Annotated in this window: 27 protein-coding genes; 11 read left to right on the top strand and 16 right to left on the bottom strand. The window is 65.5% G+C overall.

Features of this window, described 5'->3' with window-relative positions; translation table 11 throughout:
- Positions 1-361 precede the first annotated feature (361 nt).
- From QN358_RS10760 to ychF, 5 genes are all read right to left on the bottom strand, one after another.
- A complete protein-coding gene (locus QN358_RS10760) occupies positions 362-1,609 on the bottom strand; it encodes an ATP-binding protein (RefSeq protein WP_323512336.1) in 1,248 nt (415 codons plus the stop codon).
- A gap of 514 nt (positions 1,610-2,123) precedes the next feature.
- A complete protein-coding gene (locus QN358_RS10755; RefSeq protein WP_136641970.1) occupies positions 2,124-2,585 on the bottom strand; it encodes a hypothetical protein in 462 nt (153 codons plus the stop codon).
- 168 nt (positions 2,586-2,753) lie between these two features.
- Complete coding sequence (locus QN358_RS10750) at positions 2,754-3,077, bottom strand: type II toxin-antitoxin system PemK/MazF family toxin (RefSeq protein ID WP_323512335.1); 324 nt, start codon at positions 3,075-3,077, stop codon at positions 2,754-2,756.
- Positions 3,078-3,090: 13 nt separating this feature from the next.
- On the bottom strand, positions 3,091-3,318 hold the full coding sequence (locus tag QN358_RS10745; protein ID WP_136641967.1) for a CopG family transcriptional regulator: 228 nt from the start codon (positions 3,316-3,318) through the stop codon (positions 3,091-3,093).
- A gap of 82 nt (positions 3,319-3,400) precedes the next feature.
- On the bottom strand, positions 3,401-4,477 hold the full coding sequence (gene ychF, locus QN358_RS10740; RefSeq protein WP_136641966.1) for a redox-regulated ATPase YchF: 1,077 nt from the start codon (positions 4,475-4,477) through the stop codon (positions 3,401-3,403).
- 89 nt (positions 4,478-4,566) lie between these two features.
- Between ychF and rmuC the strand changes: the two genes are divergently transcribed.
- On the top strand, positions 4,567-5,946 hold the full coding sequence (gene rmuC, locus QN358_RS10735; protein WP_323512334.1) for a DNA recombination protein RmuC: 1,380 nt from the start codon (positions 4,567-4,569) through the stop codon (positions 5,944-5,946).
- Positions 5,947-5,974: 28 nt separating this feature from the next.
- Here rmuC and glpX read toward each other — a convergent pair whose 3' ends face one another.
- Positions 5,975-6,964, bottom strand: a complete 990-nt coding sequence (gene glpX / locus QN358_RS10730; RefSeq protein ID WP_237280332.1) for a class II fructose-bisphosphatase — start codon at positions 6,962-6,964, stop codon at positions 5,975-5,977.
- Between the two features lie 143 nt (positions 6,965-7,107).
- Between glpX and fbaA the strand changes: the two genes are divergently transcribed.
- Entirely contained in the window at positions 7,108-8,160 is a 1,053-nt protein-coding gene (fbaA, locus tag QN358_RS10725; protein WP_136641963.1) for a class II fructose-bisphosphate aldolase, read from the top strand.
- Positions 8,161-8,318: 158 nt separating this feature from the next.
- Positions 8,319-8,990, top strand: a complete 672-nt coding sequence (locus QN358_RS10720) for a DUF6264 family protein (RefSeq protein WP_323512333.1) — start codon at positions 8,319-8,321, stop codon at positions 8,988-8,990.
- A gap of 38 nt (positions 8,991-9,028) precedes the next feature.
- Here QN358_RS10720 and QN358_RS10715 read toward each other — a convergent pair whose 3' ends face one another.
- The 3 genes from QN358_RS10715 to QN358_RS10705 are packed head-to-tail and all read right to left on the bottom strand — an operon-like array spanning position 9,029 to position 12,437.
- A complete protein-coding gene (locus tag QN358_RS10715; RefSeq protein ID WP_323512332.1) occupies positions 9,029-10,606 on the bottom strand; it encodes a transporter in 1,578 nt (525 codons plus the stop codon).
- Positions 10,588-11,358 carry an ABC transporter ATP-binding protein gene (locus QN358_RS10710; protein WP_136641959.1) on the bottom strand — a complete coding sequence of 257 codons (771 nt, stop codon included), beginning with the start codon at positions 11,356-11,358 and terminating at the stop codon, positions 10,588-10,590. The genes QN358_RS10715 and QN358_RS10710 overlap by 19 nt, the downstream gene beginning before the upstream one ends.
- 44 nt (positions 11,359-11,402) lie before the next feature.
- Entirely contained in the window at positions 11,403-12,437 is a 1,035-nt protein-coding gene (locus tag QN358_RS10705; RefSeq protein ID WP_136641988.1) for a 4-hydroxy-3-methylbut-2-enyl diphosphate reductase, read from the bottom strand.
- Positions 12,438-12,494: 57 nt separating this feature from the next.
- On the opposite strand from QN358_RS10705, the gene xseA reads away from it, so the two are divergent.
- The 5 genes from xseA to QN358_RS10680 all read left to right on the top strand — a co-directional run bounded on the left by xseA (position 12,495) and on the right by QN358_RS10680 (position 16,764).
- Positions 12,495-13,739: an exodeoxyribonuclease VII large subunit gene (gene xseA / locus QN358_RS10700; protein ID WP_136641957.1), complete on the top strand. Its 1,245-nt coding sequence runs from the start codon at positions 12,495-12,497 to the stop codon at positions 13,737-13,739.
- 9 nt (positions 13,740-13,748) lie between these two features.
- Positions 13,749-13,985, top strand: a complete 237-nt coding sequence (locus QN358_RS10695; protein WP_136641956.1) for an exodeoxyribonuclease VII small subunit — start codon at positions 13,749-13,751, stop codon at positions 13,983-13,985.
- An 11-nt stretch (positions 13,986-13,996) separates the two neighbouring features.
- A complete protein-coding gene (locus QN358_RS10690) occupies positions 13,997-14,659 on the top strand; it encodes a DUF4245 domain-containing protein (protein ID WP_136641955.1) in 663 nt (220 codons plus the stop codon).
- Positions 14,656-15,294, top strand: a complete 639-nt coding sequence (locus tag QN358_RS10685) for a carbonic anhydrase (protein WP_201799268.1) — start codon at positions 14,656-14,658, stop codon at positions 15,292-15,294. Before QN358_RS10690 ends, QN358_RS10685 begins: the two co-directional genes overlap by 4 nt.
- A gap of 66 nt (positions 15,295-15,360) precedes the next feature.
- Positions 15,361-16,764 carry a class II fumarate hydratase gene (locus tag QN358_RS10680; RefSeq protein WP_323512338.1) on the top strand — a complete coding sequence of 468 codons (1,404 nt, stop codon included), beginning with the start codon at positions 15,361-15,363 and terminating at the stop codon, positions 16,762-16,764.
- Positions 16,765-16,818: 54 nt separating this feature from the next.
- Here the strand turns inward: QN358_RS10680 and QN358_RS10675 are convergent, their stop codons facing one another.
- The 3 genes from QN358_RS10675 to QN358_RS10665 all read right to left on the bottom strand — a co-directional run bounded on the left by QN358_RS10675 (position 16,819) and on the right by QN358_RS10665 (position 19,899).
- Complete coding sequence (locus QN358_RS10675; protein WP_136641954.1) at positions 16,819-17,382, bottom strand: A24 family peptidase; 564 nt, start codon at positions 17,380-17,382, stop codon at positions 16,819-16,821.
- A 140-nt stretch (positions 17,383-17,522) separates the two neighbouring features.
- Positions 17,523-18,863, bottom strand: a complete 1,341-nt coding sequence (locus tag QN358_RS10670) for a PhoH family protein (RefSeq protein ID WP_237280331.1) — start codon at positions 18,861-18,863, stop codon at positions 17,523-17,525.
- Between the two features lie 250 nt (positions 18,864-19,113).
- Positions 19,114-19,899 (bottom strand): isoprenyl transferase, encoded by a 786-nt coding sequence (locus tag QN358_RS10665; protein ID WP_136641951.1) that lies wholly within the window; start codon positions 19,897-19,899, stop codon positions 19,114-19,116.
- A gap of 69 nt (positions 19,900-19,968) precedes the next feature.
- Between QN358_RS10665 and trhA the strand changes: the two genes are divergently transcribed.
- On the top strand, positions 19,969-20,691 hold the full coding sequence (trhA, locus tag QN358_RS10660) for a PAQR family membrane homeostasis protein TrhA (RefSeq protein ID WP_136641949.1): 723 nt from the start codon (positions 19,969-19,971) through the stop codon (positions 20,689-20,691).
- A gap of 17 nt (positions 20,692-20,708) precedes the next feature.
- Here trhA and QN358_RS10655 read toward each other — a convergent pair whose 3' ends face one another.
- A complete protein-coding gene (locus tag QN358_RS10655; RefSeq protein ID WP_237280330.1) occupies positions 20,709-20,999 on the bottom strand; it encodes a hypothetical protein in 291 nt (96 codons plus the stop codon).
- Positions 20,996-21,907, bottom strand: coding sequence for a mycothiol conjugate amidase Mca (gene mca / locus QN358_RS10650; protein ID WP_136641948.1), 912 nt, complete (start codon positions 21,905-21,907; stop codon positions 20,996-20,998). The genes QN358_RS10655 and mca overlap by 4 nt, the downstream gene beginning before the upstream one ends.
- Positions 21,908-22,027: 120 nt before the next feature.
- Between mca and QN358_RS10645 the strand changes: the two genes are divergently transcribed.
- Entirely contained in the window at positions 22,028-22,504 is a 477-nt protein-coding gene (locus QN358_RS10645; protein ID WP_136641947.1) for a DUF4307 domain-containing protein, read from the top strand.
- Positions 22,505-22,629: 125 nt separating this feature from the next.
- A complete protein-coding gene (gene greA, locus QN358_RS10640; RefSeq protein ID WP_136641946.1) occupies positions 22,630-23,118 on the top strand; it encodes a transcription elongation factor GreA in 489 nt (162 codons plus the stop codon).
- Between the two features lie 56 nt (positions 23,119-23,174).
- On the opposite strand, the gene ilvA is transcribed toward greA, so the two are convergent.
- Together ilvA and QN358_RS10630 are read right to left on the bottom strand one after the other, a co-directional pair.
- Positions 23,175-24,428 (bottom strand): threonine ammonia-lyase, encoded by a 1,254-nt coding sequence (gene ilvA / locus QN358_RS10635; RefSeq protein WP_136641945.1) that lies wholly within the window; start codon positions 24,426-24,428, stop codon positions 23,175-23,177.
- Entirely contained in the window at positions 24,421-25,629 is a 1,209-nt protein-coding gene (locus QN358_RS10630; RefSeq protein ID WP_136641944.1) for an AI-2E family transporter, read from the bottom strand. Before QN358_RS10630 ends, ilvA begins: the two co-directional genes overlap by 8 nt.
- Positions 25,630-25,650: the final 21 nt, after the last annotated feature.

Below are 25,650 nucleotides of genomic sequence, written 5' to 3'. Positions count from 1 at the left end.
CCCCCCCCCCCCCCCCCCCCCCCCCCCCCCCCCCCCCCCCCCCCCCTTTTTTTTTTCAAGCACAAGACGCCATACCAGATGTGTATAAGAGACAGGCGGGCGAAGCGGGGGCCGGAACCGGAGTCGGAGTGAACCTCGGTGCGGGGGTGGGCGTGGGAGTCGGCGTCGCGGTGGGCGTCGGCGTGGCCGCGGTCGAGTGAACGGCGTTCAGGTCGAGGCCGATCGCCGCGCATCCGGTCGCACCGCCGACGATGAGTGCGCACACCAGCACGGAGCGCGCTGCGCGGGAGAAGAAAGGCACACTTCATACTGCCTTGGGCTGTGGGCGTCTGCAGTCCTCATTTGCGCCGACACCGGATGCTCACAACTCCCAGAGCGCTGAGATGGGCAACCCGTAGAGGCCCCGCGAGAACTGGTAGCCCTGGTCTGACGTGTTGAGTACGACTCCGCCCAAAAATCTTTCACCGGCTCGGGCCGCCAGAGCGCTGAGCCCAGAGAAGTGTTCGGCTTTGAACGTCTTCCCCGCCTTCACCTCGACCCCGAAAACTGAGCCGTCAGCAAATTCGATCACCACATCGACCTCGACACCGTTTCTGTCGCGGTAGTGAAACAGCTCGAACTCTTCGTCGCTCCAGCCCGACTGTTTCATCAGCTCCTGAACCACCAGGCCTTCGATGAGTGCGCCGAGATGGTCACTGCCGTCGAAAGACTTCAGCTGATTTTCGGTAAGCCGACTCAACCGCACGGCCAGAGCAGAATCGTTGACGATCGCTTTCGCTCGGCCAACCTCTCTCTTTGTGAGGTTGGGCGTCCATGGAGGGAGCGTAGCGATCAGAAACAGAGTTTCAAGAAGATCTAGATAGCCGCCGATCGACGACGCGGGAATGTTCGCTTGCGCTGCAATACGCGCCTTCACGAGCTCGCCCGACTGATTGGCGGCCAGAAGGCGCATCACAGAATCGAGACGAGCCGGCTGCGTGTCTCGTCGAATCTCGACGGCGTCGCGTTGAAGTATGCGGGAAAGATAGCTGTCGAGCCAGACATTGCGGAGCCGACCTGACAGGCCCTGGGCCTCGGGATATGAACCACGAGAAAGAGCTTCAACGTAGTCGTTGCGTTGCCAGGTAGTGGCGAAGTCGACAAACCTCGCACCCTGCCTGACAGCACTGGCGAAGTCGCCGCGCCGACGGGCCAGCTCGTCTTGGCTGAACCCGTGGAGCGCGACCGTGACGGCCCGCCCCGCCAGGCTGTCGGGCGTTCGTTCGAGTCGAAGAAGGTTCAACGAACCCGTGAGGATGAATCGCCCGGGGCGCCTGTCTCGGTCGACGCTCGCTTTGACCGCCAGGATAAGCCCAGGCGCTCGTTGAACTTCGTCGATGACGATTGTCGCTGCCGGGTTCTGATCGACGAACCCTCGAGGGTCGGCTCGCGCCGCGTCGAGCGATGCTTCATCGTCGAGGGTGAAGAGTCGGGATTCGCGGCCCTGAGCAAGTCTCTGAGCGAACGTGCTCTTGCCCACCTGCCGTCCGCCCTGAATGACGAGCACAGGAAACGCCTCCTGCGCTTCCCGCGCAAACGGCAACAGATTTCGCTCTATCAGTTCGGGCACAACCACAGCCTAGCCGAGTTGAGCATTTATCCCGCAGTTTCGCTGGCCCCTGCTCGTAGGTTCGCTGCCTCGCGCTCGTTGTTTCGCTGCCTCTTGCTCGTCGTTTCGCTTTCCCTGTGGCCTGCCGAGTAGGACATCTGCGTGTCCGCGTCAGTGCTCCAGCCGCTGTTTCGTCAAAATCAGTTGAGCCCCGCTGCCGATTGCAATCTCTACCTCGAGGTCGCTGCCCACCGGAGTGAACCGGAACAGGCTGCTGCTGATGGCCAAACCTCTGTCATACACTTTGTGCAGCCTGACTTAGTCGACCTCGGCCAGCACGAAGCTCCTGCCGTTGTACTCGAGCTCGTATGTCGTGGCTTCCATACCCGAACAGTAGCGCTCAGCGCTAAGCGGCGGCCTATATCTGGCGCGGCAGATCTTCAGACGTCATAGCGGATGCTCACTCACTGAGACCCTGCGCCGCGGCACGTGCCCTCCACACAGGTCGACGCATGATCAAGCCGTCGATGAGAGACTATTTGCGGACGCGACGCAGCTGTGAACCCGAGACCAGGAAGATGGCGCCGAGCCCACCAGCGAACAGGCTCACCCCGTACGCGAGTACCGATGTCATGAGCGATGTGCGGAGGGACGCGCCCGTCGACAGCGACAGACTCTGTTTGCGGAGTTCAGCCGCCTCGTCGCTGCCAGCCTCGACACCGCGCAGGGCCGCACTGATGTCGGCAAACGTACGCCCGCCGGCACCGCGCTCGGCGTTGCTCTTGATGACGAGCGCCTCAACGTAGGCCGTCACTGGCCCCTGTACGCGCTTCCCCGCGAGGATGGGCGCATTGGGAGGCACCGTGATCCCCTCGTCGTGCAACTGCTTGGTGACCGTGATCCACGCGCCTGCCCCGGCGGCAACGAACAACGAACCGGCAGCGATGGCGAGGGCTCCGACGCGGCGAAGGGCGAAGGCAGTGGGTAACGACGTCAACGGTCATCCTCTCGTGGCGCGAACGGCTGGAAGATCATCCGGGGCCGCACTTCGACCTTAGATGGATCCAGGAGCATGCCCAACCCGAAGCGCCCTGACGAGCTCGCTACTGGTTCGCTACGAACTCCGCAGCGTCACCGTCGTGACCCCTCCCTTGAGTCTGCGTAATCACGGCAGAGCGAGGAAATCACGAAGCCATCCGTCGACCTCACGCATTGTGGCAGCGTCAACTACACCAGCCACGTCAAATAGGCGCTCGCGCGTGATTGCTCGCGGCTGTTCGGTCATCGCGTATGTCTGTTGAACAAGCGCGAGATTCGCACCCCTCAATGGCACGTGGTTCGGCCAGCCGCGGTTTGTTGTGGTCGCGGGCACAACGATGGCAAGCGTGTCGGCCTGTTGCAGGTAGAGGTCACTTGCTACAACGAGCGCTGGTCTTCGACCGGCCTGCTCTCGCCCGCGCACGGGATCGAGTTCAGCCCACACGACCATTCCCCGACGAAGTTCAGCCACCATTGTTCGTGTCACTCAGGGCGACATCCCAATCGCGGAACTCATCCCAATAACTCTGGTCGGCGCCTCGAAAGGCTCGACCGAACGACTCCATGCGCGAACGCCGCTCGTAGCCGTCGAGCAGCCCCTCGATGAACCCAGCAGCCGACACACCCCGCTCGCGCGCGTCGCGGTTGATTCGATCGCGCAGTTCCTCTGGAACTTTGATTGTCGTCACCATCAGTTAAGTATACGCGGAGGTATACCAAAGGGGCTACTCTTCAGGTGGTTGATTGTCGCTTCGGCGAAGCGATACCACCCTCCTAAACGTTGAAGCGGAACTCCACCACATCACCGTCGTGCATCACGTACTCTTTGCCCTCGATGCGCACCTTGCCCCGCGCCTTGGCCTCTGCCATCGACCCGGCCTCGATGAGGTCGTCGAACGAGACGATCTCGGCCTTGATGAAGCCTTTCTGAAAGTCGGTGTGGATGACGCCGGCGGCCTGCGGGGCCGTCCAGCCCTTACCGATGGTCCAGGCGCGCGACTCTTTGGGGCCGGCGGTGAGGTAGGTCTGAAGGCCGAGGGTGTCGAAGCCGATGCGGGCGAGCTGGTCGAGGCCCGACTCGTCTTGGCCGGTCGAGGCCAGCAACTCGGCTGCGTCTTCGGGGTCGAGGTCGATGAGTTCAGACTCGAGCTTTGCGTCGAGAAAGATGGCCTGGGCGGGCGCGACGAGCGCGGCGAGGGAGGCGAGCGCAGCGGGGTCGCCGAGAATGCCTTCGTCGACGTTGAAGACGTAGATGAAGGGCTTGGCGGTGAGAAGCCCGAGTTCGCGGATGGGTTCGATGTCGAACTTCGGTGCGCTGGAGAGAGGCTTGCCCGCATCCAGAATCGCTTGCGCGGCCCGAGCGGTATCGAGCACGATGGGCTCGATGCGCTTGGTCTTGACCTCTTTCTCGTACCGGGCGACAGCCTTTTCGAGGGTCTGCAGGTCGGCGAGTATCAGCTCGGTGTTGATGGTCTCGAGGTCGCTCGCGGCGTCGACCTTGCCGTCGACGTGCACCACGTCGGGGTCACTGAAGCCGCGCACGACCTGCGCGATGGCGTCGGCTTCCCGGATGTTCGCGAGGAACTTGTTGCCGAGCCCCTCGCCCACGCTCGCACCTTTGACGATGCCGGCGATGTCGACGAACGACACCGGCGCCGGCAGCAACCGCTCGCTGCCGTGGATGCCGGCGAGCGCCGCCAGGCGGGGGTCGGGCAGGTTCACCACGCCCACGTTCGGCTCGATGGTGGCGAACGGGTAGTTCGCCGCCAGAACCTGGTTTTTGGTGAGCGCGTTGAACAGGGTGGACTTGCCCACATTGGGCAGCCCGACGATCGCAATAGTAAGAGCCACGAGCATCCATCGTACCGGCACCGGCTGCAGTTGGCGGCGGGCCGGGGTCGTGAGGGGCCAGTGTCGGATGCCCCTGCAAGACTCTGCGCATGGAGACAATCGTTACTCTGCTCATCGGTCTGGCCGTGGGTCTCGTGCTGGGCGTTGTCGCAGCGCGCCTGCTCTTCGTTCGCGGCGCCGCAGCCGCCGCGGCCGAGACCGCCGCCCTCGCAGCCACCACCGCCGCCGCCGGCGCAGCAACTGCGGCCACCGCAGCAGCGCTCCGCGAACAGCTCAGCGACGCCCGGGAGCAGTTCGCCGAGCGCCAGGCCCAGCAGGAGCTGCAGCACCACGCCCAGCTCGGCCGCCACGATGCCCAGTACCGCGAGCAGATCGGTCAGCAGGAGGAGAGGCTCGCCGAGTTCCAGCAACGGCTCGCCGAGATTCAGAAGACCGACGCCGAACGCGAGAGGTCTGACGGCCGCGTGCTGGTGGCGCTAAGCCCGGTGCAGGAGAGCCTGCGGCTCGTTCAGGCGAAGGTCACCGAGCTCGAGGAGCAGCGCCGGCAGCAGCACGGCGAACTGAGCGAGCAACTGCGCTCGGCAACCGAATCAGAGGAGCGGCTCCGCACGACGGCAGAGTCGCTCGCCTCGGCCCTGCGCTCGAACAGCACCCGCGGGGTGTGGGGCGAGACGCAGCTGCGAAACGTGGTCGAGGCGGCGGGGCTCCTCGACCGGGTCGACTTCTCGGTTCAGTCGAGCATCACGAGCGACAACGGCGCGGGGCGCCCCGACATGGTGGTGCACCTGCCGGGAGGCAAGAACATCGCCGTCGATGCGAAGGTGCCGTTCACCGCGTACCTCGAGGCCAGCCAGATCGCGGCCACGGCAACGGGGCCCGAGGGCGCTCGGCGCACCGAACTGATGAAGGGGCACGTCAAAGCGGTTCGCGACCACATCACCGCGCTCGGGTCGAAGGGGTACTGGGCCGGCCTCGACGCGAGCCCTGAGCTCGTGGTGGCGTTCATTCCGAGCGAGTCGCTCATCTCGAGCGCGATGGAGGCCGACCCGAGCATCATGGATTTCGCATTCAGCAAACGCGTCGCCCTCGTCTCGCCCGTGACGCTCTGGTCGCTGCTGAAGACGGTGGCGTTCAGCTGGCAGCAAGACGTGCTCACCCACGAGGCCAAGACCCTGTTCGACCTCAGCAAGGAGCTGTACGGTCGCCTCGCCGTGACGGCCGGCCACATCGACAAGCTCGGCCGTACCATCACGACGAGCGTGAAAGACTACAACGCCTTCGTCGGCTCGTTCGAGCGCAACGTGTTCTCCACCGCGCGCAAGCTGAACTCCCTCGACGAGTCGACGGTTCTGAAGACCGTCGAACCCATCGAGGAGACCACACGCTCGCTCACCGCCACCGAGCTGGTCGCCGAACTCGACCTGGCCAGCGACCTCTCGAGCATCGGCGACCCCAACCGATTGATCTAGAGGCGAAACGCAGCAGACGAACGGCTCGCTAGAGCCATTTGTCTGCCTGGTGGTCGGCCACGATGCGGCGAATCGTGCCCGAGTGCGAACGCAGCACGATGCTCTCGGTGCGAATGATCGGCCCCTTGCGGCGAACGCCGTTCACCAGCCCACCGTCGGTCACGCCGGTGGCCACGAAGAACGTGTTGTCGCTCGACACGAGGTCGTTCGCTTCGTACACGTGATCCATCTTCAGCCCCGCGTCGATGCCGCGCTGGCGCTCGTCGTCGTTGCCGGGGCGCAGGATGCCCTGAATGAAGCCGCCCAGAGCCTTGATGGCGCACGCGGTGACGATGCCCTCCGGGCTACCCCCGATGCCCACGCACATGTCGGTGCGCGTCTCGTACCGGGCCGCGTTGATGCCGCCGGCCACGTCGCCGTCGAGCAGCAGTCGGGTGCCCGCACCCGAGGCGCGGATCTCGTCGATCAGCTGCGCGTGCCGCGGCCGGTCGAGCACCGCGATCTTCATCTCGGAGACGTCTTTGCCCTTGGCCTTCGCCAGGGCCCGGATGTTCTCACCGATGGGCTTTCGAATGTCGACGACCCCGATGCCCTCGGCCCCGGTGACGATCTTGTCCATGTAGAACACCGACGAAGCGTCGAGCATCGAGCCGCGGTCGGAGACCGCCATGACCGAGATGGCGTTCGGGCGGCCCGCGGCCGTCAGCGAGGTGCCGTCGATGGGGTCGACCGCGATGTCGCAGGCCGGGCCCCGGCCGTTTCCGACATGCTCGCCATTGAACAGCATCGGCGCCTTGTCTTTTTCGCCTTCACCGATGACGACGACCCCGTCGAAGTTCACCGTGCCGAGCAGCAACCGCATAGCATCCACAGCCGCGCCGTCGGCGGCGAGCTTGTCACCCTTGCCGATGTAAGGCCACGCACGGATGGCGGCCGCCTCTGTTGCACGCACCAGTTCGAGCGCGAGGTTGCGGTCGGGGTGTTCGAGATAGAGGGAGGGGAGATCGATGCTGGTCACGACTGATCCTTCGTTCGCATGTCGGCGAGATGGGCGGGCAGGGTGCGGCGCGCCTCGCTTACAGATTAGCGGTCGTGCCGCGCAGACCCCCGGGTTTCTCGAGGCTCGGTATGCTGGAGGCGACATCAGCACAAAGGAGACTCATGCCCATCGCAACGCCCGATCAGTACGCTGAAATGCTCGACAAGGCGAAGACGTCGGGGTTCGCATACCCCGCCGTGAACGTGTCGTCGTCGCAGACGCTCAACGCCGTTCTGCAGGGGCTCAGCGAGGCGCAGTCCGACGGCATCATCCAGGTCACCACCGGCGGCGCCGACTACTTCGCCGGCCAGAAGGCCAAGGCCGCATCGGGCAGCGCGCGCGCCACCGGTGCTCTCGCCTTCGCTGCGTTCGCGCACGAGGTCGCCAAGAACTACCCGATCACGGTGGCACTGCACACCGATCACTGCCCGCAGGGCGCGCTCGACACCTTCGTACTGCCGCTCATCGCGGCCAGCGAGACCGAAGTGAAGGCAGGCCGCAACCCCATCTTCCAGTCGCACATGTGGGATGGTTCGGCCATCGCGCTCGACGAGAACCTGAAGATCGCCGAAGAGATGCTGAAGCGCACGAAGGCCATCAACGCCATCCTCGAGGTCGAGATCGGCGTTGTCGGCGGCGAAGAAGACGGCGTCAGCCACGACATCAACGAGCATCTCTATACGTCGGTGTCGGATGCCCTGGCCACCGTCGAAGCGCTCGGGCTCGGCGAGAACGGTCGCTACATGGCCGCCCTCACCTTCGGCAATGTGCACGGCGTGTACAAGCCGGGCAACGTGAAGCTGCGCCCCGAGCTTCTGAAAGAGATTCAAGACGGCGTCTACGCGAAGTACGCCTCGAGCCTCGGCAGCAACACGAAGCCCTTCGACCTCGTCTTTCACGGCGGCTCAGGTTCGAGCGACGCCGAGATCTCCGAAGCCGTGTCGAACGGTGTCATCAAGATGAACATCGACACCGACACGCAGTACGCGTTCACGCGCTCGATCGCCGGCACCATGTTCAGCAACTACGACAGCGTGCTGAAGGTCGACGGCGAGGTGGGCAACAAGAAGATCTACGACCCGCGGGCCTGGGGCAAGATCGCCGAGACCGACATGGCCGCGCGCGTCATCGAGGCAACCCAGCAGCTGGGGTCAGCCGGGCACTCGGGCCACTAGCCTCTGCCGGGTGGTGGATGCCCGGGGCCCGTCTCCGCGCATCCACCACCCGTTCAGCCAGACCCTGCGCCCTGCCCCTGCACAGCACCGACTTTCGCACAGCACCGACTTTCGCACAGCACAGACATTCGCACAGCCGAGTGGGAGAGACTGTACTCATGCCTGACGAACGCCCCCGCCCGAAGTACGGCGAGCTCGCGCCCGAAGGTTGGCAGTGGACACCACCGGCCCCTCCCGCGGGCAGCGACGTACCGGTGCCCTCCGGCGAATCCACTGGTAGACCCGCTGCTAGACCCGCTGACGCAGAACCACGCTCGGCAGACCCCCGTGCGACCGGGACCTCGACCGATGGCCGCTACGGCGGCCCCGCAGCGCCCTACTCCGGCGCGCCCCGCCCCTACTCCCCCGCGCCGCACGGCCGCGACGGGCTCACCGGTACCGCGGCGGGCCAGCGGCCCGTGCGGGTCGGCGATGTCGCCTTCACCGCTCTGATCCTCTTTATCGGAGTGCTGTTCTCGGCGAGCATGCTTCCGGCGCTGTTCGACTTCAACACGGTACTGGCCCAGGCCGCGGCATTGCAGGGCTACGGCACCTACACAGCGAGTGCCGCAGCGAGCACCGCGGGCGTGATCGCCGGCGTGGTGACGATCATCCTGCAGCTCGGGTCGATCGTGGTCTGTGTGCGGCGCATCGCCGTGCGACGGCTCGCGTTCCCGTTCGCCCTTATTTTCGGCGTGGCCACGTTTCTCGCCTGGGTCGTCGCCATCTCGTTCGCGTTCTTCAACGACCCGTCGTTCGCGCAGCAGCTCATGACGCGCCCGACGCCGTAGCCGATTCCAGGGTTTTCTCGAAAGCGCGGGCGGGCGGGTCACGCCCCGCGAAGCGCCTTGAGGCGGGTGAGCAGGTCGGGGCCCGTGCGGTCGAGCAGCGCTCCACCGACGCGAATGCCCACGACCGCGAGCACCGACCCGAGCAGCACCCCCACCACGAGCGCGAGCCAGCCGAGCAGCGGCAACACGAACACAATGCTCAGCACCGCGAGCACGATCTCGGGCAGAACCAGCACGAGCAGGATCCCCCAGGTCGCGAACGAGCTGAGCGCGGTTGTGAGCCCCGCGCCGGGCGCAGCCTTGAACGGGTTGTCGCCCGACGCCGGCACAGCAACGATAACGCGCGCCGACGACACGCTCGTGAGGCCGAGCCCGGAGAGCATCGATCCGATGGCGAGGCCGAGCAGCGCGGGCAGGTTCGCCCACGACTGGGTCACCGCGACCGAGGCGATGGTGAGAACAACCACGAGCGGCAGCCCGAATGACCCCAGCGCTGCGGCACGGCCGAGCCGGTCATCCCGACCCCGCACGCCATCGGCGAGGTGGGTGGCGAACGCGGTGCCGTCGTACGAGATGTCGGTGTAGATCGCCAGGGTCAGCAGAAACGAGATGATCGGCCCGGTGAGGTTCAGCAACGCGAGCGAACCCGAGGTGTGCGAGTAGAAGTACAGCAGCACGGGAATCGCCGGCACGACGATGAGCTGGCGTGCGTACCGCGGGTCGCGGCGCCAGTAGGTCAGCGAACGGGCGGCGATCGCTCCCGCCGGGGTGGCCGGCAGCACAGCGAACAGGCCGATCTTTCCCCGGCTCACACTGCTGCGAGCGGATGCCCGGGGGGTCACCAGCGCAATCGCCAGGCTGCGCCGCCACACCGCGAAGAGCAGTGCGAGAGTGGCGAGCGCAATGAGCAGCTTCAGCGCCGCCGCCGCACGGTCGCCCGCCGCGATATCGGCCGGCACAGCCCAGGCCGCACCGAGCGGACTCCAGCTGAACCCCTCGGCGAGCCCCGGCAGAGCGTCGGCCGACTGGCTGACGCCGCGGGCGACCCCGAAGATGATGGGCCCCAGCAGAATGAGCGGGATGAAGATGAGAATGCCGCTCAGCTCACGAAAGCGGCGCTGCGACGACAGGCTCACGCTCAGGGCGGCGACCATGCGCGAACCGACCACGCAGGTGAGTACACCCACGACGGCGGCTACGAGCGCCGCAACCGCAGCCAGCGGCGACCGCGACCAGGTGGCGATCGTCGCCAGCGCCGCGATCGACGTGATGATGCCGGGCACGCCGAGCACTCCGGTCAGAGTAAGACCGGCGAGCATGGTCTTCATCGACAGCGGAAACTGCACGAGCCGCGCCGGGTCGAGAGTCTGTTCGATACCGGTGGCCACCAGGGGAATGACGATCCAGCCGAGCACCACGGCCGATCCGGCCAGCACCACAACCGTGCTCGCGAGCTCGACGGGCGCGAACCGCAGCGCGACGAGCCCCGACACGGCAACGAACAGAACGCCGAGGCCGTAGAGCGCCCCGATGATGACGGCCACCAGCTGCCAGGGGCTGCGCTTCAGGGAATTGCGCAGAACCAGGAACCGCAGCTTCAGGAGTGACGCAACCATTCGGGCCCCTCTGCGTGGTGGCGGCCTCCGACGAGTTCGACGAAGCGGTCTTCGAGCGATGATTCGCCCCGAACCTCGTCGACGGTTCCGGCGGCGAGCACACGGCCGGCCGAGACCACGGCGACGTGGTCGCACATGCGCTGAACGAGATCCATGACGTGGCTCGAGACGATCACGGTGCCACCGCCCCGCACGTAGTCGGTGAGCATGTCGCGGATGTTCGCCGCCGACACCGGGTCGACCGATTCGAACGGCTCGTCGAGCACGAGCAGCCGCGGGGCGTGAATCAGCGCGCAGGCGAGGGCGATCTTCTTCGTCATGCCCGCCGAGTAGTCGACGACCAGTGTTCCGGCCGCGCTCTCGAGGTCGAGCAGGCGCAGCAGGTCGGCCACGCGCTCGGCGACGGTGTCGCGGGCCATTCCGAAGAGCAGCCCGTTGTAGGTGACCAGTTGCTCGCCCGTGAGGCGGTCGAAGAGCTTCACGCCGTCGCTGAGGTTGCCGACGAGCCGCTTCGCTTCAAGCGGGTGCTGCCAGAGGTCGACGCCGTGGATGAGCGAGTGCCCGGCATCCGGTCGCAACAGGCCCGTCGCCATCGACAGCGTCGTGGTCTTGCCGGCACCGTTCGGGCCCACGAGCCCGTAGAACGAACCGGTGGGAACCGTGAGGCTCAGGTCATGAACGGCTACTTTGTCACCGAAGTGTTTGGTGAGCCCCCGCAGTTCGAGAGCGGCGGTGCTGGGGTCTGACGGCATTGGGATCCCTCCTCTTTGCAGCCCACCCTAGCGAGAGCGAACCGTCAGGGGCGGGTGCGCCCGCCGATGGCACGTGAATCGGTATTGCCGCTCGCATCGTGCCGCAGCTCTTTCGGTAGCGAGAAGATCAGGTCTTCTTCTGCCGTCTGAACGGTCTCGATGTCGCCGTAGCCGGCACCTGCCAGGTCGTCGAGCAGTTCTTGCACGAGAACCTCGGGTACGGATGCCCCTGACGTGACCCCGACCGTGTTCACACCGTCGAGCCACTCCTGCTTGACCTCGTGCGCATAGTCGACGCGGTAGGCGGCCTTCGCCCCGTACTCGAGCGCGACTTCGACGAGCCGCACAGAGTTCGACGAGTTGGCCGAACCGACAACGATGACGAGATCACTGCCGGCGGCGACCTTCTTGATGGCCACCTGGCGGTTCTGCGTGGCGTAGCAGATGTCGTCACTCGGCGGGTCTTGCAGGTTGGGAAAACGGGCGCGCAGGCGCCGAACCGTCTCCATGGTCTCGTCGACGCTCAGCGTGGTCTGCGACAGCCAGACGACACGGTCGGGGTCGCGAACGACAATGGTGTCGGCTTCGTCGGGGCTGCCGACGAGCGTGGTGTGCTCGGGCGCCTCTCCGGCGGTGCCCTCGACCTCTTCGTGGCCGGCGTGGCCGATGAGCAGAATCTCGAAGTCGTCGCGGGCGAAGCGCACGGCCTCACGGTGAACCTTGGTGACCAGCGGGCAGGTGGCGTCGATGGCCTGCAGGCCCCGGTCTACGGCCCCCTGCACGACGGCAGGCGACACTCCGTGGGCGCTGAAGACGACGTGCGAGCCCGGCGGAACCTCATCGACCTCGTCGACGAAGATGGCTCCCAGCTTCTCGAGAGTGCTCACCACGTGGATGTTGTGCACGATCTGCTTACGAACGTAAACCGGCGCGCCGTACCGCTCGAGCGCCTTCTCAACGGCGACCACCGCCCGGTCTACTCCTGCACAGTACCCGCGGGGGGCGGCCAGCAGAACCCGTTTGGGGCCACTGACAGGGGTATCCTTTAGCCTGTTGCGTACGCCGGGAATTCTCGGCATTGGCAGGCTGATGGTTGCGTTACTCACGTGCCAATTCTACGTGCAGGAGGTACGCGCATGGCCGACACGAATGACGTTCCCGGCGCACCCACATTCGAGAGCCCCTGGCCGGTCTCGCTGTTCTCGAGCAAGATCAAGGCCTACATCGACCGGCTCGGTACGGCATGGGTCGAGGGCGAGATCACCCAGTGGGGCGTCAGCGGCGGCAATGTCTACGGCAAGCTGAAAGACACCACCGACGATGTCACGGTGGGCTTCAACATCTGGTCGTCGGTGCGCGGCAAGATCCCGGCTGACCTGAAACAGGGCGACCGGGTCATCGCGCTGGTGAAGCCGAACTACTGGCTGAAGGGCGGCACGCTCACCATGCAGGTGTTCGAGATGCGCCACATCGGCCTCGGCGACCTGCTCGAACGTCTCGAACGCCTGAAACAACAACTGGCGAGCGAGGGGCTGTTCGACGCGTCTCGCAAGAAGCGGCTGCCGTTTCTACCGGGCTGCATCGGGCTCATCACGGGCAAAGACAGCGACGCCGAGAAAGACGTGCTGCGAAATGCCCAGCTGCGCTGGCCGTCGGTGAAGTTTCGTGTCGTGCACGCGGCCGTGCAGGGCGACCGGGTGCCGCGCGAGGTCATCTCGGCGCTGCAGCAGCTCGACGCCGATGCCGAGGTCGACGTCATCATCGTGGCCCGTGGCGGCGGCGACTTTCAGAACCTGCTCGGCTTCAGTGACGAGGGGGTGCTGCGAGCGGCGGCGGCGTGCGCCACCCCGCTGGTGAGCGCCATCGGGCACGAGGCCGACCGGCCACTTCTCGACGAGGTGGCCGACCTTCGGGCATCCACTCCCACCGACGCCGCGAAACGGGTCGTGCCCGACGTTTCAGAAGAGTTGAACAAAGTCGAACAGGCCCGTGCCCGCCTCAGCTTGAGGGTGACCGCGTTCGTGCGCGGTGAGATCGACCGCATCGAACAGGTGCGCTCGCGCCCAGTGATGCTGAACCCCGCCTACATCGTCGACTCGCGGGCCGAAGAACTCACCCGTTACGTGTCGCGCGGGGTCGAGCTCATGCACCGTACGCTCGAACGTGCGTCAACGTCGACCAGCGAACTGTCTGCTCGGCTTCGCGCGCTCTCACCCCAGAGCACGCTCGACCGCGGGTACGCCATCGTGCAGGTCGACGGCCGGCACATCGTGCGCCGGGCTCCGGATGCACCGCGAGACTCCTCGCTCACAATCACTCTTGCCAGCGGTTCTGTACAGGCTCGCTCGCTGGGTGAGGTCACCTCCACCACCCGCGATTAGGATTGAGTCATGCCACAGACCCCTGTTTCAGGCGATGCCCGCCTCGACGTGAGCGCCCTCAGCTACGAAGAGGCCCGCGACGAGTTGGTACGCGTCGTGAGTGAACTCGAGCGGGGCGCATCCACCCTCGAGCAGTCGCTCGAACTGTGGGAGCGGGGCGAGGCGTTGGCCGGCCGGTGCGAAGAATGGCTCATCGGCGCAAAGACGCGGCTTGATGCTGCGCGCGCGGCCCAGGCCTCGGAGTAGGTGCGCCGGTCGTGAGCGCACAGAAGGCACCCCGGGTCGTCGCCGAGCTCGGCCGCCCCGAGACCTATGAAGAGACGGCCGCCCGCAAGGCCGAACAGTCTCGCAAGTACCGGGCGAACAAGACCATCAACAATCTCTGGCTCTCGCTCATCGTCTGCGTGGGCGTGGTGATCGTCATCGTGCTGCTGGTGCCGCGCAACGACTCCTCGCAGCTGGCCTCCGTCGACTACCGCTCGGTGGCCACGAGTGCCCAGGCTGCGCTGCCCGTTCCACTCGCCGTGCCCGACTTGCCCTCGAACTGGAGCGCGAACGCCGCCGAGATTCGCACCGGCATCGACAAGACCCCGGCCTGGTACATCGGCCTCATCACCCCGGTGAACACCTTTCTCGGGCTGAGCCAGGGTGTCAACGGCACTGACAACTGGCTCGCCGATCAGGTGCACAACACCATCGCGTCGGGCACGACCACCATTGCCGGCGTGCAGTGGACCATCTATGACAACCGCACCGCTACCAGAGATGTAGGCAACGTGAATTACGCACTCACCACGCAGTCGGGCGCGAGCACCTACGTGCTGTTCGGCAACGCCAGCGACGGCGACTTCAGAACCGTTGCGACAGCCCTCGCTGCGAACGTCGAGGCACAACCCGCGACGGCGATGGTCGCCAAATGAGCGCCTTCGACGCCACAGAGCCAGCAACACCGGCCAAGGTGTGGGCCGAAATGATGCGAGGCAACGAGCGCTTCATCGCCGGCACGCCACAGCATCCTCGGCAAGACGTCGACCGGCGTCACCAGCTGGCCGAACGCCAGACGCCGCGCGCCGCCCTCTTCGGCTGCAGCGACTCGCGACTCGCCGCCGAGATCATCTTCGACAAGGGGCTCGGCGACCTATTCGTTGTGCGAAACGCGGGTCAGGTCATCTCCGAATCGGTCGTCGGCAGCCTCGAGTACGCGGTGAGCGTTCTCGGTGTGAAGCTCATCGTTGTACTCGGGCACGATGCGTGCGGCGCCGTTCAGGCCGCCGTCGACTCGGTCGATCCGTCGGTGGCCTCCCTGCCGCCGCACATCGCGAACCTCATCGACAAGATCGTTCCGTCGGTGCGCCGTGTCTCCCAGGAGAGCGACGGCCCCATCGACCCGAGCGTGGTGGGCAGGTACCACCTCGAAGACACCGTCGCCGAACTGCTCGAGACCTCCGAGTTGATCTCAGAGGCCATCGCTGAAGGGCGCCTCGCCATCGTCGGCGCCAACTACCGGTTGTCAGAGGGTCGGGCCACGCCCGACCTTGTTGTCGGCAACATCTAACGAAAGGAAAACCACGAAGTGGTGGAGAACTCCCCCAACGGCACGCCCAGCAGCACGCCGCCCAGCATCGAGAGCAATGCCGAGTACCGCATCGAGCACGACACCATGGGCGAGGTGCGTGTACCGGTGAACGCCTTGTACGGCGCACAGACACAGCGTGCCGTCGAAAACTTCCCGGTCTCGGGCGACGTTCTTGAATCGGCCCAGATCGCAGCGCTCGCGCGCATCAAGAAGGCGGCGGCCCTTGCCAACGCCCGGCTCGGCGTGCTCGACGAAGCCATCTCCGCGGCCATCGCCTCGGCCGCCGACGACGTCATCGCTGGTGGCTACGGCGACCAGTTCCCCATCGACATCTACCAGACCGGCAGCGGCACCTCGACGAACATGAACATGAACGAGGTGCTGGCCTCGCTCGCCACCGCCCGTCTCGGTTCGAAGGTGCACCCGAACGACCACGTCAACGCGTCGCAGTCGTCCAACGACGTGTTTCCCACCTCGGTTCACGTCGCCGTGACCCAGGCCCTCATCCACGACCTCATTCCCTCGCTCGGGCACCTCGCCGAGTCGCTCGAGGTCAAGGCCGAACTGTGGAAGACCGCCGTCAAGTCGGGGCGCACCCACCTCATGGATGCGACGCCCGTCACCCTCGGCCAGGAGTTCGGCGGCTACGCCGCCCAGATCCGTCTCGGCATCGAGCGCGTCGAAGGCACGCTCAAGCACGTCGCGGAGGTTCCCCTCGGCGGAACAGCGGTGGGCACGGGAATCAACACCCCCGCCGGCTTCTCGCAGCTCGTCATTCAGCTACTCGCCGAAGAGACCAAGCTGCCCATCACCGAGGCTCGCAATCACTTCGAGGCGCAGGGTGCGCGCGATTCGCTCGTCGAGGCATCCGGAGCCCTGCGGGTGCTCGCGGTGAGCCTCACCAAGATCTGCAACGACCTGCGCTGGATGGGCTCTGGCCCGAACACCGGTCTCGGCGAACTGCACATCCCCGACTTACAGCCCGGTTCGTCGATCATGCCCGGCAAGGTCAACCCCGTGATTCCCGAAGCGGTGCTGCAGGTGTGCTCGCGTGTCATCGGCAACGACGCCTCGATCGCGTGGTCTGGTGCGTCGGGTTCGTTCGAGCTGAACGTGGCCATTCCCGTCATGGGCACAGCGCTGCTCGAGTCGATCCGCCTGCTGTCAACCTCGTCTGTACTACTGGCAGACAAGACCATCGACGGGCTCGAGGCCAACCTCGAACGCGCCCGAGCGCTGGCCGAGTCGTCACCGTCGATCGTCACCCCGCTGAACCGCATCATCGGCTACGAGGCTGCGGCGAAGATCGTGAAGCACTCGGTGGCGAAGAGCCTCACCGTGCGCGACGCTGTCATCGAGCTCGGGTTCGTCGAACGCGGCGAGCTCACCCTCGAGCAGCTCGACACCGCGCTCGACGTGCTCTCGATGACGAGGCCGCCCCAGGCCTGACCTGCGCCGCCGGCACACCCGCCGCGCGACCGGCAACCGTCGAGAGGGTATTCATCAGGTGAGTGCGGCGTAGGCCACCCAGAACCCGAACAACAGAGCGGGGCCGAAGGCAATCGTCTTCGGCCCCGCTCTGTTCGTCACCCGTGCCCGGGCAGCCTGGCCGAGCGCCAGCACTCCCCCGGCCGCTACCGCCATCACCAGAGCGCCCGCCATCGCGGCCACGAGAGCCGTCGGGCCGCGATCGGCCGTGGCCAGCGTTCCAGAAAGCAGAGCGGCAAGCTTCACGTCACCCATACCGACCACCCCGGTGGCCCTGAGCAACGCGAACAGCGCAAAGCTGCCCGTCGCGGCCAGCAGCACAGCGGGCATCCGGGGGCCGAGCGCTGCCGAAACCGTGAGCGCTGCGAACCCGACCGCGATCATGCCATTCGGCAACCGTCGCCACGCCAGGTCAGCCGCGACAAGCGGCGGCGTCACAACCGCCATTACAGCCGCCGCCAGCAGCGGTGCCGCCAGCGCCACCGCGCCCGACCCGGCTGCCGCCCACGCCTCACCTGGGCGCAGCACCACTACCAGGGCCACCACAGCGCCCGCCATCCAACACGCTGCCTTCTCCATGCGGCGACTGTAGCCACCCTGCCCCACGCCGCGCAGAAGTTATCCACAGCCCGCGCACAAGACGGCCACGAGGGGGCGGCGATCGTGCCCCCCGGTGGCCGTCTCAGCGCGGCGCCAAGCCCATTCGCCAGGCGCAGCCGCTAGGCGAGCTCGTTCGACTCAAGCATCTCGGTGACGAGCGCCGCGATGGCCGAGCGCTCCGAACGGGTCAGGGTGATGTGCCCGAACAACGGGTGACCCTTCAGCGTCTCGATGACCGACGCGACGCCGTCGTGCCGGCCGACGCGCAGATTGTCGCGCTGCGCCACGTCGTGCGTCAGAATGACGCGCGAGTTCTGCCCGATGCGCGACAGTACGGTGAGCAGAACGTTGCGTTCGAGCGACTGCGCCTCATCGACGATCACAAATGCATCATGCAGCGACCGGCCACGAATGTGGGTGAGCGGCAACACCTCGAGAATGCCGCGCTCCACTACTTCGTCGAGCACGTTCTGCGACACCAGAGAGCCGAGCGTGTCGAACACCGCCTGCGCCCACGGGTTCATCTTTTCCGACGCGTCGCCCGGCAGAAAACCGAGCTCCTGGCCACCTACTGCGTACAGCGGCCTGAACACCATAATCTTCTTGTGCTGTTGCTTCTCGAGCACGGCTTCGAGCCCCGCACACAGGGCCAGAGCAGACTTCCCTGTACCGGCTCGACCCCCCAGCGAGATGATGCCGACCTCTTGGTCGAGCAGCATGTCGATCGCGATGCGCTGCTCGGCAGAGCGGCCGTGCAGCCCGAAGACGTCGCGGTCTCCGCGCACCAGCTGAAACGTGTTCTTGCCATTGACCCGCCCGAGTGCCGAACCGCGATCCGAGTGGATCACCAGGCCGGTGTTGATCGGCATCTTCTCCACCAGCGGGGTTTCGAGCTCTTCCTGATCCCACAGCTTCGACATGTCAGAGGCACTCAGCGTGATGTCATCGAGCCCCGTCCATCCGGAGTCGACGGCGAGTTCTGCCCGGTACTCTTCGGCTGCCAGCCCGATCGAGGCGGCCTTGACCCGCAGCGGCAGGTCTTTCGAGACTACGGTGACGTTGAGCCCGTCGTTCGAGAGGTTCATGGCCACAGCGAGGATGCGCGAGTCATTGTCGTGCAGCTGCAGACCCGATGGCAGCACCGACATGTTCGAGTGGTTCAGCTCGACCCGCAGGCTGCCGCCAGCGTCACCCACCGAGATGGGAAAGTCGAGGCGCTCGTGCAGTACCCGCAATTCATCTAGGTTACGGAGGGCCTGCCGGGCAAAATATCCGATCTCCGGGTCGTTGCGTTTCGCTTCGAGTTCAGAGATGACCACGACAGGCAAAACCACCGGATGCTCGGCGAACCGAAAGATGGCCTTGGGGTCAGACAGCAAAACCGAGGTATCTAACACGTAGGTACGCTCGGTTTGGGCGGTGCTGGTCGTGACGGACTTTTGAGTTTTCTGATCGGGCACAAGTACTCCAACCCCGGGCGGCGAAGCTCGCGCCCGGATTTCTCCGGCGAAGCGGCCCTTCAGTCTCTTTCAAGACCGAGTCGGTATCGAAACGTACGTATGTGGCCGCTTCGATCAGGTGCCATACCTGATGGCTTCAAGCTACGACCGTCAGCGCCGCTCTGGCGAATCGACACGCCACCCTTGCATCTTCAGGAAGGTTAACATTGCGTTACGCGATTCACCCTCAGGTGGAGGGTTAGAGAGGCCGTCAGCTGCCGAAGCGGCGGTGCCGTCGGCTGTAGTCGCGGAGGGCTCGCAGAAAGTCGACCTGGCGAATGTCAGGCCCCAGCGCCTCCATGAAATAGAACTCACTGTGGGCGCTCTGCCAGAGCATGAAGTCGCTCAGCCGCTGCTCGCCCGAGGTGCGGATGACGAGGTCGGGGTCGGGCTGGCCGCCGGTGTACAGGTGGGCGCCGATGAGGGCAGCGTCGAGGTTCTCGGCGAGGTCGTCGAGCGTGTGCCCGGCCGCCTGGTGACTTCGGATGATGCTCAGCACGGCATCGGCGATCTCTGTTCTGCCGCCGTACCCCACCGCGAGATTGACGTGCAGGCCGGTATTGCCTGCCGTTGCCCCTTCGGCTGCGGCCAGGGCATCCACCAGCCGCGTGGGCAGGCCCTCGTTGCTGCCGACGTGTTTGATGCGCCAATTGCGCCCGTTGGCGAGTTCTTCGGCGAGCCGCGCGATGATCTCGATGAGAGCGACGAGTTCTTCTTCGCTGCGGCTCTTCAGGTTGTCTGTCGACAGCAGGTAGAGCGTCGCGACGGAGATGCCCAGGTCTTCGCACCACTGCAGAAACTCGACCACCTTGGCCGCCCCGGCACGATGGCCGTGCGCGGCGGTTTCGAGAAAGTTCTGCTTGGCCCACCGGCGATTTCCGTCGATGATCATGGCGACGTGGTGCGGCAACTGGCCCTCGTCGAGTTCGCGGCGCAGGCGTTTCTGGTACAGCCCGTAGAGCAGCCCTCGCCCCGGGGAATCCTGCCTGTTTCGCACGCACCTACGCTACCGGTCGCTGGCGCAAACTCCCAGCGGGCTGCAGGCGAGCCCCAGTACTCTGGGAGTATGCCTGAACCCATCCCGCACCTGCCGTTGTTCGAGGCGGCCGATGCCGATGCGAATGGGGCAACGGGCGCCCCGCCGCTGGAGGTCAAACCCACTTGGCGCGGGTGGATTCACGCCGGCACGTTTCCGGTGGCCATCGCCGCGGGCATCGTGCTCGTCATCGTCGCCGAGGGCCCGGCCGCGAAGGCGGCGAGTGCGGTCTTCGCTCTCACCTCGCTGTTGCTGTTCGGCAATTCGGCGCTCTATCACCGCTTCAACTGGAAGCCGACGACCAAGCGGCTGTTGAAGCGCATCGACCACGCCAACATCTTTCTGCTGATCGCCGGCACCTACACGCCCATTGCCGTGCTGGCCCTGCCACCCGGCAAGGGCACACTGCTGCTCATCCTGGTGTGGGTGGCCGCCGTGCTGGGAATTGGTTTCAGAGTGTTCTGGATCGACGCGCCACGCTGGCTCTATGTGCCGCTGTACGTGCTGATGGGCCTCGCCGCGCTGCTGTTCATCGTCGACATCTTCAACGCGAACGCGGCCACGATGACGCTGGTGCTGGTGGGCGGCCTGAGCTACACGATCGGCGCGGTCATCTACGGCCTGAAACGGCCGAACCCGTGGCCCGGCGTGTTCGGGTTTCACGAGATCTTCCACGCGCTCACGCTGATCGCGTTCGCGTGCCACTGGGTGGGTATTCTGCTCATCGCAACGCACCCGCCGTTCAACGGCTGAGCCGGGCGGGGCGCGCCTCAGCCCCTGCGCTTGCCCTTCGCTGCAGCCTCAGCAGCAGCAGCCGCTTCGGCGTCGAGCTTCTCGGTGACCTGCTGGCGCAGGTTCACGCGCCTGATGCGACGAACCATGTCGATGATGAGCAGAACCGCCGCAACAGCCACGAACAGCGTGATGACAAAACCGATCGTGCCCGGAGTCACGGTGTCGGGGTTGTAGTTCGGGTCGGTGGTGGGAGTGGGAGTCGGGGTGTCGTCAGCGAGCAGGGTGAAGGCCCACGACTGCACGGTGGAAACCGCGTAGAGCATCATTCTGCGGCTCCGCTCGGTGCAGCGTCAGCGGCCTCAGGTACCGGCAGAGCGTCGTCGATGATGCCCTCGAAGAAGTCGGCCTCGAACCCGTCACCGCGCTCGGGCAACGGCACCTTCGAGTCGACCAGCTGAAAGTCTTCGTACGGCCAGGCCTCCCGCTGCAACTCGTTCGGCCAGAAGAAGAACGAGCTTTCGGGCGAGACCTGCGACGCGTGTGCCAGAAGCGCTGAGTCGCGAGCCTCGAAGAAGGCCCCCGCGGGAATCTGTGTGGTGGCGAGAAACGGGCTCTCGGTCATCCAGCGCCGCATGCCGGTGAAGGCTTCGAGCAGCGGGCTCTCGGGGTCGGTCGCCACGAGAAGTGTGTGAATCGACTGCATGCGCTGGTAGCTGAAGATGCGGTCGTAGTAGAGCTTCGAAACCTGCCAGGCCTCGCCGAGTTCGGGAAACTGCTCAGGGTCGGCCGCTGCGGCGTACGCCAGAACCGAGATCTCGTGGCAACGGATGTGGTCGGGGTGCGGGTAGCCGCCCTTCTCGTCGTAGGTGACGAGCACCTGCGGCTTGAACTCGCGAATGAGCTTCACGAGCGGGCGCACGCTGATCTCGGGCGGGATGCTCGCGAAGGCGTTGGCCGGGAGAGGGTCTCCCTCTTCGGGCAGGCCTGAATCGGCGTAGCCCAACCAACGATGCTCGAACCCCACGGCCGCCTGGGCTGCCGCCATTTCGACCCGGCGGAGCCCGGTCATGTCGCGCTCGGCGCGCGGGCGCTCGGCGAGGTTGTCGTTCAGCACACTGCCGCGTTCGCCGCTTGTGCAACTGACAACCATCACCTCATCGCCACGATTCACGTAGTAGGCGTATGTTGCGGCGCCCTTACTCGACTCGTCGTCGGGGTGGGCATGGACGGCCATGAGACGCAGTGACAGGTGTCTCAACTCCTCAGGAAAGCGAACTACCCTAATAACTAGGTCGTGCCAGCGATTTCTGCACCCGACCAGACTAACGTTTTCAAGAAGAGAGAATCGAACGCTGTGAGCGAAGACGAGCTGAGCGAAGACGGGCCTTTCGCCGCCACGATGGCGCCGCTGGCACCATCGTCGACGGCCGCCCCGGCCTCCACCGTGCGGGCCGAACGCTACGGCAGCACGCAGAAGACCCGGCATCGCGGGCGGGTCATCGCACTCGCCTTCGGCGGAGCAGTGGTACTGGTGATCGGCTCGTGGGTCATCTGGGCCGGGCTCGACGGAACACAATCCACGGTTGATGCACAGGATAAGGCGCACACCATCGTGAGCAACACCCGTGTCGACGTCACGTTCGACGTGTCGGCCGACCGCGGAAAATCGATGGCCTGCGCGGTGGAGGCGCAGAACGAGTCTCACGCGGTGGTGGGCTACAAGATCGTCGACATTCCGGGCTCACAGCAGCGCACGCAAGAGATCACGACGACCGTACTCACCGTAGAGCCTGCCGTCACGGGTTTGATCGACAGCTGCTGGCTCACGTAGACTTTCGTGATCGCTCGGGAGACGCCACTAGGCTGCCCGGGCTCATCACTTTTAACACGGTGCATGACGGCCCACCACGGCCCATCACGCCCCACCAGCACACACGCAACGACAAGGGAGTTTTCATGGCAGAGCAACCAGACGTCAGCTGGCTGACGCAGGCGGCATACGACCGCCTTGCGAACGAGCTCGAATACGCATCGACGACGGGCCGGCAGGAGATCACCGACAAGATCCAGTCGGCGCGCGAAGAGGGCGACCTGAAAGAGAACAGCGGGTACCACGCCGCGAAAGACGAGCAGGGTAAACAAGAGGCGCGCATCCGGTTTCTCATCAACCTGTTGAAGACCGCACAGGTCAGCGAGGCGCCAGAGAGCCACGGCGTGGTTGTTCCCGGCACCGTCATCACGGCAACCGTCGCCGGTGACGAGACCGTTTTTCTCCTCGGCAGCCGCGAGATCGCAGGCCAGAGCGACCTCGACGTCTACTCGGAGAAGAGCCCGCTCGGTGCGGCCATCATCGACCTCAAAGTGGGCGAATCAACGACCTACGAGGCACCCAATGGGCGTGCCATCTCGGTGAAGATCCTCAAGGTCGAGAACTACACCGGCTGAGCCATCGAGGCAGATGGATGCTCAGCCGGCGCAGTGCGCGTCGCCGGCGCTCTGCCTCAGTCTTCGTCGAGCTGCACGTCGTAACCGGCCTCGACCAGCTTCGCCACCACCTCGGCGCGATGCTCGGGGCCCCGCGTCTCGACGCTGAGCTCGAGTTCGACCTCACTGAGTTGAAGCCCACGCCCGTGGCGCGTGTGCAGAACCTCGATCACGTTGGCGTTCGCTTCTGCCACGATCTCGGCCGTGCGGGCGAGCTGGCCCGGCCGGTCGGGAAGCATGATGCGGAGCTTGAGATAGCGGTCTGACGCGGCCAGGCCGTGGCTGATGACCCGCTGCATGAGAAGCGGGTCGATGTTGCCACCCGAGAGAATGACGACCGTCTGCCCCGAGGCCGGGATGAGACCGGCCAGAATGGCCGCCACTCCCACCGCGCCGGCCGGCTCGACGACGAGCTTCGCCCTCTCGAGCAGCACCAGGATCGCGCGGGCGATATCGGCCTCGCTCACGGTGACAACCTCGTCGACAAGCTCTTTGATGATCTCGAAGTTCAGCAGCCCCGGCTTGGCAACCGCGATACCGTCGGCGATCGTGGCGGAGGTGTGGATGAGTGTCGGCTCACCCGCGGCCAACGACACCGGGTACGCGGCCGCGTTGGCCGCCTGCACACCGATGACCCGCACGGTTCGACCCTCGGCCGCCGCGCGCTGCTTGACCGCGCTCGCCACGCCGGAGATCAGGCCGCCCCCACCGATCGGAACGATGATCGTCTCGAGCCCGGGCGCCTGGTCGAGAATCTCGAGCCCCAGGGTGCCCTGCCCCACGATCACATCGGGGTGATCGAACGGCGGAATCAACACCGCACCGGTCGCAGCCGCGTACTCCGCCGCCGCCTTCAGCGGTTCTTCGACAGTGTGGCCGCGGAGCAGCACGTCTGCGCCGTAGTCTCGGGTCGCCTGCAGCTTCGGCAGGGCCACGCCCAGAGGCATGAAGATCGTCGCCTTGATGCCGAGTTCACGCGCGGCGAAGGCCACACCCTGTGCGTGGTTTCCGGCCGAAGCCGCCACCACACCGCGGGCCTTCTCTTCATCGGTGAGCCTCGACAGCCGGTAGTACGCCCCGCGAATCTTGTACGCACCCGTGCGCTGCAGGTTCTCGAGCTTCATCAGAACCTCGGCCCCGAGCACCTCGGTGAGGTAACGCGAACTCTCGAGTGGCGTGACCTGCGCCACACGCGCCACCACCGCACGAGCCGCTTCGATTTCGGCCAGCAACGGTACGGCCGACAGGGTCTGTGCGGGGGTCTCAGGCATTGAGTTGGGGTTCTTTCGGTTCGGCTCGTGAATGCCAGACGCCACTCGCGATGTACTTCACGATCACGTTCAACACGGCGATGAAGGGCACCGCGAAAAACGCGCCCGGTATACCAGCGATAATACTTCCCCCGGCTACAGCCAGAACGACGGCGAGTGGATGCACTTTCACCGCCGTTCCCATCACGAGTGGTTGCAGCACATGCCCTTCGACCTGCTGTACGAGCAGAACGACTCCCAACATGATGAGTGCCACCACCCAGCCGTTGTAGATCAACGCAATGAACACGGCTACGGCCCCTGTGAGCACGGCGCCCACCACGGGAATGAACGAGCCGAGAAAGACCAGTACCGCGATGGGAATCGCCAGCGGAACCTGCAGGATGAGCGCGCCGGCACCGATTCCCACGGCATCGACGAAAGCCACCAGTATCTGCACCCTGATGAAGCTCTGCAGGGTGCTCCAGCCGGCCTTACCCGCGCCGTCGACCGCCTGGCGAGCTCGCTTCGGGAAGACCCGAACGACCCACTGCCAGATGCCCTGGCCGTCGATCAGAATGAACAGCGTCGAGAACAGCACCAGCAGCACCCCGGTGAGCACGTGCGTCAGCGTCGAACCGACGCTCAGCGCGCCGCTGACGAGAGCCGAGCTGTCGTTCTGCAAAGCGGTGAAGATCTGGCCGATGTAGCCGTTGATCTGGTCGTCGGAGAGCTGCAGCGGGCCCGTGTGCAGGTAGTCGCGCAGCATGTTGTACGACGCGGTGCTCTGCGTCTTCAGGTCGGCGTAGCCCGAAGACACCTGCGTGGCCACCAAGAACCCCAGACCTCCGATGACGATGAACACGCTGAGAATCGGCACGACAACGGCGAGCCACTTCGGCCAGCCGTGACGCACCAGAAGGTTCTTGAACGGTACGAGCAGCGCCGCCAGCACCACGGCGATGAACAGCGGAATGACCACCAGCGAGAACTGGGCGATGAGGTACAGCAGCACAGCCAGCGCACCGGCAATGACCAGCAGCCGCCACGCCCAGGCCCCAGCGATCTGCATTCCGGGCGGCACCGACCCCACTGCTTCGGCTGCATTCGCCGCGGCGTGCGCCACGGTCTCGGTTTCGGCTGCGACCCGTTTGCGGGGTGCCACTGCGGGCCGCCGAGAGAAGAGCCCCGGGCGGCGGCGGGCCTGGTCTGAGTCTGACATGACCTCATTCTAGACAGCGCC

The sequence above is a fragment of the Subtercola sp. RTI3 genome (genome assembly GCF_035018625.1).
In the GTDB taxonomy this organism is placed as follows: Bacteria; Actinomycetota; Actinomycetes; order Actinomycetales; family Microbacteriaceae; genus Subtercola; species Subtercola vilae.
The sequence above is the reverse complement of the archived record's forward strand: the minus strand, read 5'-3'. Positions and strand labels throughout refer to the sequence as shown.

Bases quoted from the DNA above. Each gene is read 5' to 3' on its own strand.
- rmuC (WP_323512334.1), top strand. From the start codon at position 4,567: ATGGAGACAATCGTTACTCTGCTCATCGGTCTGGCCGTGGGTCTCGTG.
- QN358_RS10750 (WP_323512335.1), bottom strand. From the start codon at position 3,077: ATGGTCGTGTGGGCTGAACTCGATCCCGTGCGCGGGCGAGAGCAGGCC.
- trhA (WP_136641949.1), top strand. From the start codon at position 19,969: ATGCCTGAACCCATCCCGCACCTGCCGTTGTTCGAGGCGGCCGATGCC.
- xseA (WP_136641957.1), top strand. From the start codon at position 12,495: ATGGCCGACACGAATGACGTTCCCGGCGCACCCACATTCGAGAGCCCC.
- QN358_RS10685 (WP_201799268.1), top strand. From the start codon at position 14,656: ATGAGCGCCTTCGACGCCACAGAGCCAGCAACACCGGCCAAGGTGTGG.
- QN358_RS10705 (WP_136641988.1), bottom strand. From the start codon at position 12,437: ATGCCGAGAATTCCCGGCGTACGCAACAGGCTAAAGGATACCCCTGTC.
- greA (WP_136641946.1), top strand. From the start codon at position 22,630: ATGGCAGAGCAACCAGACGTCAGCTGGCTGACGCAGGCGGCATACGAC.
- QN358_RS10655 (WP_237280330.1), bottom strand. From the start codon at position 20,999: ATGATGCTCTACGCGGTTTCCACCGTGCAGTCGTGGGCCTTCACCCTG.
- QN358_RS10630 (WP_136641944.1), bottom strand. From the start codon at position 25,629: ATGTCAGACTCAGACCAGGCCCGCCGCCGCCCGGGGCTCTTCTCTCGG.
- ilvA (WP_136641945.1), bottom strand. From the start codon at position 24,428: ATGCCTGAGACCCCCGCACAGACCCTGTCGGCCGTACCGTTGCTGGCC.
- QN358_RS10715 (WP_323512332.1), bottom strand. From the start codon at position 10,606: ATGGTTGCGTCACTCCTGAAGCTGCGGTTCCTGGTTCTGCGCAATTCC.
- mca (WP_136641948.1), bottom strand. From the start codon at position 21,907: ATGGCCGTCCATGCCCACCCCGACGACGAGTCGAGTAAGGGCGCCGCA.
- QN358_RS10675 (WP_136641954.1), bottom strand. From the start codon at position 17,382: ATGGAGAAGGCAGCGTGTTGGATGGCGGGCGCTGTGGTGGCCCTGGTA.
- QN358_RS10720 (WP_323512333.1), top strand. From the start codon at position 8,319: ATGCCTGACGAACGCCCCCGCCCGAAGTACGGCGAGCTCGCGCCCGAA.
- QN358_RS10745 (WP_136641967.1), bottom strand. From the start codon at position 3,318: ATGGTGACGACAATCAAAGTTCCAGAGGAACTGCGCGATCGAATCAAC.
- QN358_RS10695 (WP_136641956.1), top strand. From the start codon at position 13,749: ATGCCACAGACCCCTGTTTCAGGCGATGCCCGCCTCGACGTGAGCGCC.
- QN358_RS10710 (WP_136641959.1), bottom strand. From the start codon at position 11,358: ATGCCGTCAGACCCCAGCACCGCCGCTCTCGAACTGCGGGGGCTCACC.
- fbaA (WP_136641963.1), top strand. From the start codon at position 7,108: ATGCCCATCGCAACGCCCGATCAGTACGCTGAAATGCTCGACAAGGCG.